Genomic DNA, 8,948 nt, shown 5'->3' on the forward strand with positions numbered 1-8,948 from the left:
ATGGCATTTGCCATCGCTTCACCTCCACCGATCAGCTCATGCCAGGCTGTATCGCAGGCGAACCTCGCGATGGCGAGGTGGGGGCCTCATGCCGGTTACCCTCAACTAGATGCTCATGCGTATCCACGAACGAGGTCTGGTCGACGCATTCGCAATCGCTTGGTAGTGAGGTGTCATCGCTTGCCCCATGTCTATCGAGACGGCGCCAAGGAACGCCTTGAGCCGGCCGTCCTTGTGGACGCGACCACCAGACTAGGCTCAGGCATGTCCACTGAGAGGAGAAGGCGCTCTCGTTGAGGGGGGCTCTCCAGCACGCGGGTCGTTTAGCAGTTACGGAATGGCGCTAGAGTTGAGCTGCGCCGCCGCCCACAGAACGGGCGGCGACGGATGCTTCCGAGTCTACTGGGACTGCCCAAAGTACCGCGCTCCCGCATCAACGCCCCCCAAAGGAGGCCTTGCGCTTCTCGCTGAACGCGCGCACTCCCTCCTTGTAGTCGAGCGTCAGTTTCGCCATGATGTGGTTCCTAGCCTCGTAGTCCAAGGACTCCACCAGACTGGAGTTGACGGCATGCTCCAAGTTATCCTTTATCAGGCGGAACGCGACCGGAGCCCCTTCTGCAAGCGAGGCCGCAAGCTGGAAAGCAAGGTCCGGCAGGTCGGCGTCGGGCACGACGCGGTTAACAAGTCCGAGCGCTTCCGCGCGTTCTGAAGTGATGCGCTCAGAAAGGAGCAGAAGTTCGCGAGCACGAGCGTATCCGACCACTCGCGACAGCAACCATGTGATTCCGTAATCGCCGGCCAGGGCGATACGCGCGTAAGCGGTAGTCATAATTGCTGACTGCGCGGCAATGCGCATGTCGCAGGCAAGTGCGAGAGCGAGGCCTGCGCCGGCTGCTGGTCCCGCGATCGCAGCGACAGTCGGTTTTCTCACCGTAACCAACGCTCCAATTACAGCTCGTTGTTCGTCGCAAAGCGCGGCAACACGCTCATCGAATGTTGCTTCGGCGGCCGTCGCACTCTTGCTCATGCTTTTCACATCCCCGCCTGCGCAAAACGTAGCTCCTGCGCCTGTCACGAGGATCGAAACAACGCGCGGATCGTCCCCGACCCGCTGGATCAGTCCGCGCCATGCGCGGATCATAGGATCCGTAAGAGCGTTTCGGGCCTCTGGCCGATTAAGTGTGAGAACAGCCACTCCGTCACGGATTTCTGCCAACAGTTCATTTGTACCGGTGTCGAGTTCCTGTCTCTCAGTCATGCTGATTTCCGATCTCTTCGTTGTGCAAATCTGGGCAACTCTATCTTACCGTCTCGCGGGTTGATTGCTGCGGGACGTCGACGCACCACCGTGGTTCAGCCGCAACGGCCTCCGCGTTGTTGCACTCGCGAGGCCGATCGTGACCGGCTCATTGCAGCACAAACAGCGTTGTCTTTGGCGATAGTAGCGGAGCCTGAATGTGGTTTTCTGCAAAACACGGTCCGCGCGCGCTCGAATTCGTCTCTTTTGGTAGCGCTGCCGTTGTACGGCGCGGACCTGCCGTCAGCATCGCAATTGTGACGGCGACATTGAATAAGTTCAGCCTCCACGATCGTTGGACCTACGTATCGCATGGCCGACGATGCTCGACTTTGGGGCTCTCTTGCCGGGCAAATCGCCGGCGAGTTTGAGCCTGATGGTGATCAGGATAAGCAGAACCGACACGGCTGCGATCGTTGGATCAATCTCAAATCGAATGCCTTCCCAGATCCGTACCGGAAGCATTTTCGCACTTGTACCCGATAGAAAGAGCGCGACGACCGACATCGTCGAATGATGTGACGAACGCCAAAAAGGCGGCTGAAATGATTGCTGGACGCAGTACGGGAAGCGTCACGAACCAGAACGCGCGTACAGAGCCGGCGCCCATCGTCAAAGCCGCGGCCTCCAATGATTCGTCGGTGCTCTTCAAGCCAGCGGAAACTGTAACCATGACAAACGGCACTGCAAGAACAATGTGCGCTAACGCAAGGCCCCCGACGGTGCCGAGCAAATTGAACCGGGCATATAGGCCATAGAGTGCGATAGCGAAGATCAGAACGGGGACGATCATCGGCGAGATGAGCAGTGCAGACACTAGTCCTTTGCCAGGAAAGCGCCCGCGAACGACCGCATATGCCGCGGGGACGCCGACCGCCACTGCGCCGATCGTAGCAAGTACCGCAACCTTGAGACTGGTGATGGTTGGCGCAATCCAGTCATCGCGCGAGAAAAACTTCTCAAACCAGCGAAGAGAGTATTTCTGCGGAGGAAAGTGGAGGTATGCCTCACCAGAAAACGCGAGAGGGAAGATAACTAAAATTGGGGCCACGATGCACCCGAGAACAACCCAGGACCAGCACTTTACAAATGTGTGGTGAGAGCCCGGCAAGAGGTACCCTCCGGAAGTCACGTGATGGGAAGAGCATCGCGACGAACCGCTCTCGCCAAACCAGGAGGTGAATTGGTCCACGCTGAAAGACTTGGCGGACTAGCTGCGCAAGAAGTCCAGACGAGGGTTCGACACTAAGTGTTCGCTCGTAGAGGAGCGTAAGAACTCCCGTTACGACGAGCAACAAGACCGACAGCCTTGCTCCGCAGCAGCGTCTGCGTGTGCTCCGAAATGCCGATTGCGAATCAACCTGCTCGGTGTCTCAGCGCAGCGTACGGTTTACGCCCGGCGTCCCGCGCCGAGTCAGACGCTCAGGCGGTGGCACAATCTCCCATTCACTTAAAGAGTTTCTCGGCCTCGGCGAGGGCCTCGGCATCGTTAAGCACGTCTCCGGGACGATTCGCATAGCCGACAACCGAGCCCGCGAAGTCCGTTTTCATGTATTTAGCGTTAAGCTCGAGCGTCTTAAGCAAAGCGACGGTAGTGGATTTGTCCGGATCAGCGACGATTGTGACTGCCCACATCTTCTTGCCAGCCATACGGGGCTTGAAGTCCAGTCCGGGCGCCCGCATCCAAGCTGCCTAGTGATCCAGATAGTGTTTGGCGTGCGTCGGCAGAGCGTACCAATAAGTTGGCGCAACAAATACGAGGTCGGTCGCCGATAGCGTGGCCTCGGCTAGCGGACGCAGATTGCCGGCCGGCAAGTCATATTGGCTATCGCCATGGCGAATGTCCTCAAAGGGATCGATCGGCAGATCGATGTGGCGTAACCAGACCTGCTTCCACTCGATAGGCAGGCTCCTCGCTGCGTGTCGCGCCAGGATCTCCGCGTTACCATTACGACGAGTGGACGTCATCAAGAAGAGGAACTCTCGGCTTGCTGGCGTCGTGTCTGTAGTTGTCATTGTTTCAGATTCCTTCAGTGAAAAACTCAAGCGGCCTTGGTGTGCGGCGCGAGTGAAGCAAAGCCTTTGCCTTGTGCGGCCAACCGCTCTAGCAGCGGCGCGGGCTCAAGCGAGGAATCGTTGGTTTCCTTGGCATAGAACGTAAGCCGGTCGGCGATGTGCGCCAAGCCGACTTGGTCAGCCCAATACATCGGACCGCCTCGATAGATCGGCCAGGCAAAGCCATACAGCCAAACCAGATCAATGTCGCCGGGCCGCGCCGCAATGCCCTCTTCGAGGATCCGCGCCCCCTCATTGATCATCGGGTATATCAGTCTCTCGAGGATTTCCTCGTCGTTGATGGAACGGCGCTTGCAACCGAGCCGGGTGAGCGTCTCGTCAATCAGCTTCTCAACCTCGGGATCTGGCATCGGGACCCGTGAGCCGGCTTCATATTTGTAATAACCCTTCCCCCACCTCTGACCGAAACGACCTGCTTCGCACAGCGCATCCTCAATCGGCGCCTTCTCGCCGCTTTCTTTGCGCATGCGCCAGCTGCCCTCGAGACTCGAAAGATCGACCATCGCAAATGGGCCCATCGCCATGCCGAATTTGGTCATGACGCCATCGACCTGCTGGGGCAGCGCCCCTTCGTAGAGCATTTTTTGGACCTGGTTGTTGCGCTGATCCCACATGCGATTTCCGACGAAGCCGTGGCAAACCCCAACCACAACAGGAACCTTCCCGATCTTCCAGGAAATGGAAACTGCGGTCTGGAGCGCATCCGGCGCAGTTTTCGCACCGCGCACGACCTCGCAGAGCTTCATTACATTGGCCGGCAAGTTGAAGTGCATGCCGAGGACGTCCTGCGGCCGCTTGGTCATCTTCGCCATTTCGTTAATATCGTAATATGAGGTGTTGGAGGCAAGTACCGCGCCGGGTTTCGCGAACGTGTCGAGTTGGCTGAACACTTCCAACTTCAGCGCCATTGACTCAAAGACCGCCTCGATGATCAGATCCGCGTCCCTGACGTTGTCGATGCCTACTGCGCCGCTGACCAGCGCCATGCGTTTAGCAGGTGCATCCGCGGGGATACTGCCGCGCGCAGCCGACGTTTCCCAGTTCTTCTGCATCACGCCCAAACCGCGCTTCAGTTGCTCTGCGTCCACGTCGATCAGGGTCACAGGAATGCCGGCATTCACAAACGACATCGCGATGCCACCGCCCATCTTGCCTGCCCCGATTACGGCGACGCGCTCGACCGGACGCGGTCTCGTCGATGCCGGTATGTCAACGATGTTGCGAGCCTCACGCTCGGCGAAGAAGACATGACGCAGCGCCTTGGACTGGTCGTTCGCCGCAAGCTTGCGAAAAGTCTCGCGCTCTTTCCTCAATCCCTCTTCAAACGGCAAGTCGATCGCGCATCCCACCGCTTCAGCTGCGGCGAACGGCGCTTCCAGACGGCCCGCTCGCTTGGTCATCGAAGCAATCGCATTGGTAAGAATCGACCGATCGGCCCTTGCGGCAACAATCTTTGAATTATCGTCGCGTAGCCTTCGAAGCGGCCGCCTGTCCGCCAAGACTTTGCGTACGAAGGCCTCTCCGCCCGCGTCTGGACTTTCAACAATCTCGTCGATCAGTCCATTCTTTGCTGCTTCGCACGCGGAGATCGGATCGCCGCCGACGATCATCTTCACCGCAAGCTCAGGTCCAACCGCGCGTGGCAAACGCTGAGTGCCACCGCCGCTGGGTAAAACGCCAAGCTTGACCTCGGGAAATCCGAGCTTTGCACCCTCTGTTGCGACGCGGAAATGGCAAGCTAGGGCCAACTCGAGCCCGCCACTTAGCGCATCGCCTCTGATCGCTGCGACAATCGGCTTTGGCGAGTTTTCAATAACCGCCAACAATTCGTCCGAGTCCGGCGCCTCAACTGGCTTACCAGGTTCGACGATGGCGGCGCTTGCAAGAAAGGTGGGGCCTGCGCAGGCCAATACGACGCCCTCCACTTCGGGGTCGTTGATCGCAGCCTTGATGCATTTGAGAAGACTGCGTTGGACCTCGGCGCTCAGTTCATTTGCCGGAGGATTGTCAGCAGTGACGATCGCAATACGTTCACGACGTTTTAGCTTAACCAGTTCGCTCATGGCACTTTCCTTATAACCGTTTTGAATTGTTTGCGTTGCGCGATCGCGCGAGAACTGCCGTACCTCTGTGGAACTCTTGCTCATTCCTTAATGCGGCCCCTGCGCCGATTTCGGCCGCTGGACCATCAGAACCGCAATCCGCCGTCTCGAAACCTTTAAGATCGCCGACGCGGCGTTTGCCTCGCTCCGCAATGGCAGCCTACCTGGCGCTCCATCCAGTTCAGCACCCGCTTATGGGCAGGCTCTTCGGCAATCCAGGAAGTGATCCTACGATGCACGCAGCCTCTCTGGTGGCCGCGTTGCCAACTTTTCCCAGCAACGCCATCAAGCAATTCCGGGCTTCTTCTGAGTAATCAGGCAGTCGACCGCGGTCAGCCCTTTGCCGTCGGCCGTGAGGATGATCGGGTTGATATCGATCTCGCCGATCTCGTCGACCAAGTCGGCGCACAGCGTGCCGAACTTGACGATGCACTCTGCGAGTCCGTCCAGATCCGCCTTTGCGCCGCCCCGGGCGCCGCGCAGAACGCTCACGGCCCGCAGTTTGCCGATTGCCGCCTGGACATCTGCAGCATCGAAAGGCGGCATCAAGACACGCACGTCCTTCAGCGCCTCGACCCAGATGCCACCCAGACCGAAGGCGATGACTGGCCCGAACTGGGGATCAAACGTGGCGCCGACCATTACCTCGGTGCCTGGCTTGGCCATCTCTTGCACAACCACGCCGGCGATCTGCGCTTCGGGACGGCACAGCCGCACCGAGGCGACGATCTGCTCGAAGGCCGCCGCAGCTGCTTCAGGTGAGGAGATGTTCAGCACGACACCGCCGACGTCGGTCTTGTGGAGGATTTCGGCCGACTCGACCTTCATCACCACAGGGAAGGTCAAGTGCTGCGCTATACGCGCCGCTTCATCCCCCCCGGTTGCCAGCGCTTCACGAGTAACCGGAATGCCATAGAGTGCCAGCAGACGCTTGCCTTCGCGCTCGGTCAAAACCCCGCCTTCCGCCTCGCGCAGGAGGTGCACAGCCTCCTCGTATCGCGCGCTGCGCTGACCCCAGTGTTTTGACAGCTGATTGCTCGACTTGCGCCCACGCAGAAATTCAGCATAGCCAATGAGCGCAGAAAGCGCCTTCAGGCCAGTTCCCATACCCTGCAGAAAGGGCATGCCCTGAAATTCAGCTTTGAGCTCAATCGATGAGCTGTCCTGGTCGGGCGCAGCGTAAAAATGCCCCCCAGAGAAGCTCATCACCGGAAACACGACCTCCGGCGCGGCTTCCGCCGCACGCTTGAGAGAGAGACCGACACCTGAACCCATATCAAGAGGTGAAGGGTAGCTACCGCCCCAAGCTACCACGTCGAAGTCGCCGCTGGTACCGAGTACGTTGAAAAACTCCTCCATTCTCTGAATATCGTACCCGACTTGCCCCGTCACATCGAGCGGGTTGCCCACGCTGCCGAACTCAGGCAAAAGGACCTCCAGTCGCGCCCTTGATGTCGGAGACACCGGCGCAAATTCTATTCCGCAAGACTCTGCAAGGTCAGACAGTATGCTGTTGGCTCCGCCGGAAACGGATGCGAACGCGACGCGCCGGCCGCGTGGCCGCTTGGGCGAAGACAGGGCAACCGCAGTCTCGATGAGATCGTCGATCGTGTCGACGCGGACTACGCCGAGCCTCTTCAGCAAGACATCGATGGCCACATCCGAACCCACCAGCGAGCCGGTATGAGCCAAGGCCGCCTGGCGCGCCCCCTCGGAGCGGCCAACCTTGATCATCGCGATCGGCTTTCCTCGGTCGGCCGCACGCTCACACGCTTTTATGAATTCAAGAGGACGTTTAAGCTGCTCACAGTAGCAGGCAATGACCCGGGTAGCATCATCGTCCACCAGATAATTGATAAAATCTGCCACATCGACGCAGGCTTCATTGCCGGTAGTGACCACCCGCCCAACCCCGATCCCCCGGGCCAACAATGGCATGAGCAGCGCGGAAACAAGCATTCCACTCTGAAGCACGGCACTTATGCCGCCAGGCTTCATGCTTCGAAACGGGACACCATTTGCAATCAGGCCATTGGCCGCATTCAGCAGGCCGTTGCAATTGGGACCAACGACAGGAATGTTTGTCCGCTGAGCCCATTCGACCAAACGCCGCTGCTTCGCGACACCTTCGACTCCCTTATCCGCGAAGCCGCTCGAGATGATCTGGATTGCACCTACGCCTACCGCCTCGCAATCCTCGAGGACATCTGGGATTGCATCGGTTCGGACGGAGAGCACCGCAAGTCCGACGCGGTGCGGGACGGCCCGCAAGTTTGGATAACACGGAACGCCGTGGATCTCCTCGTATCGCGGGTTAACCGCCGCGAGCTTGCCTGAGAATCCCCACTTTTTCAGGTTGTTGAGGATATCCGTGGCGAACCCCCCCTTCGGGGAGGCTCCAATAATCGCGACCGATTCCGGCCAAAACAATCGATCAATCGCATTGACCGACCGCAAACTAGAAGCTGCGCTCATGTTCATGATCTAGACTCTTATCTTCGCGGCCCCGCAGGAAAGCTGCATTTACGAGCATCGCCCCGCCAAAAAACTGCAATTTTTGTAGTAGCGCATCGTTTTCCATAACGTCTGCCGGTTCGCTGCGAATTGACTCCAGAGGCTCGCCGTTACGTCGGATTTGTATCCGTGTACAAGTGCATCCATAGGTCCCTCGCCGGAATCGGACGCATGTCGGCTCATCCCACTAAGATGCTCGCCTGCCTGCCAACCATCCGCAGCAAATTCCAATTGCAACACACATTTCAGCGCCGGATGACCTTGGGCTTTCTCGCGCAAGGTCGCGCGAAATTGGCCTGACCAGGCTGAAACGCCCGCATGACCTTGGCAACGCTGCGCAGTTGCAGGAACAGCTGGAAGACGAGACCGAGCCGCCCTTGCACGGCCATGTCGGGATCCTTAACGACCACGCCGCTCGGGTCCCGCATCAGTCCGATTGGCAGCATAACCGCAAGTTCGCCGCGTTCGGCTTTAGCCAGCAGGCCGGCGGTCAGCCGGCTGCGGATCGTATGTAGCTCAAGCTCGGAGATCGAACCTTTCAGCCCGAGAAGCAACCGTCCGTTGGGAGTGCCCGGATCATAGACACCATCGCGGTCGGCGATCAGACAGCCACGCAGACCACAGATATCCAGGAGCGGATACCAGTCGGTACAATTACGCGCCAAGCGCGTCACGTCGATCGACAGGATGAGCCCCACTTCACTCAGGCCAACACGGCCAACGAGTTCTTTGAAGCCGTTACGATGCGCTGTAGACGCGCCGCTCAACCCGAGATCGGTGTCAATCACGTCGATGGCCGCCTCACGCCATCCGAGTTCGCGGGCGCGCTTGCGAAGCGCGTATTGAAGGCGCAGGCTCTCTGAAGTGGACCCCGGAAATAGGACCAAACGTTAAGGTGTGAAGCGTCCTGCTCTGTTTGAACCGACGGAGCACGGATATGACGAAATCACGCAAGAAGG

Annotated in this window: 7 protein-coding genes; all 7 read right to left on the bottom strand. The window is 58.9% G+C overall.

What is annotated here, in order from left to right; all coding sequences use genetic code 11:
- Window positions 1–433 precede the first annotated feature (433 nt).
- Window positions 434–1,258, bottom strand: a complete 825-nt coding sequence (locus IVA81_RS40230) for an enoyl-CoA hydratase-related protein (protein WP_247330399.1) — start codon at window positions 1,256–1,258, stop codon at window positions 434–436.
- Between the two features lie 466 nt (window positions 1,259–1,724).
- Window positions 1,725–2,348 (bottom strand): ABC transporter permease, encoded by a 624-nt coding sequence (locus IVA81_RS40235; RefSeq protein WP_247330416.1) that lies wholly within the window; start codon window positions 2,346–2,348, stop codon window positions 1,725–1,727.
- 395 nt (window positions 2,349–2,743) lie between these two features.
- Entirely contained in the window at window positions 2,744–2,947 is a 204-nt protein-coding gene (locus IVA81_RS40240; RefSeq protein WP_247330419.1) for a hypothetical protein, read from the bottom strand.
- 42 nt (window positions 2,948–2,989) lie between these two features.
- Window positions 2,990–3,313, bottom strand: a complete 324-nt coding sequence (locus IVA81_RS40245; RefSeq protein WP_247330422.1) for an NAD(P)H-dependent oxidoreductase — start codon at window positions 3,311–3,313, stop codon at window positions 2,990–2,992.
- Between the two features lie 26 nt (window positions 3,314–3,339).
- A complete protein-coding gene (locus tag IVA81_RS40250; protein ID WP_247330426.1) occupies window positions 3,340–5,436 on the bottom strand; it encodes a 3-hydroxyacyl-CoA dehydrogenase NAD-binding domain-containing protein in 2,097 nt (698 codons plus the stop codon).
- 324 nt (window positions 5,437–5,760) lie between these two features.
- On the bottom strand, window positions 5,761–7,956 hold the full coding sequence (locus IVA81_RS40255) for an acetate--CoA ligase family protein (protein ID WP_247330429.1): 2,196 nt from the start codon (window positions 7,954–7,956) through the stop codon (window positions 5,761–5,763).
- Window positions 7,957–8,234: 278 nt separating this feature from the next.
- A complete protein-coding gene (locus tag IVA81_RS40260) occupies window positions 8,235–8,876 on the bottom strand; it encodes a recombinase family protein (RefSeq protein WP_247330432.1) in 642 nt (213 codons plus the stop codon).
- Between the last annotated feature and the right edge of the window lie 72 nt (window positions 8,877–8,948).

Origin of the sequence: Bradyrhizobium sp. 141, assembly GCF_023074055.1 — a bacterium.
GTDB lineage: Bacteria > Pseudomonadota > Alphaproteobacteria > Rhizobiales > Xanthobacteraceae > Bradyrhizobium.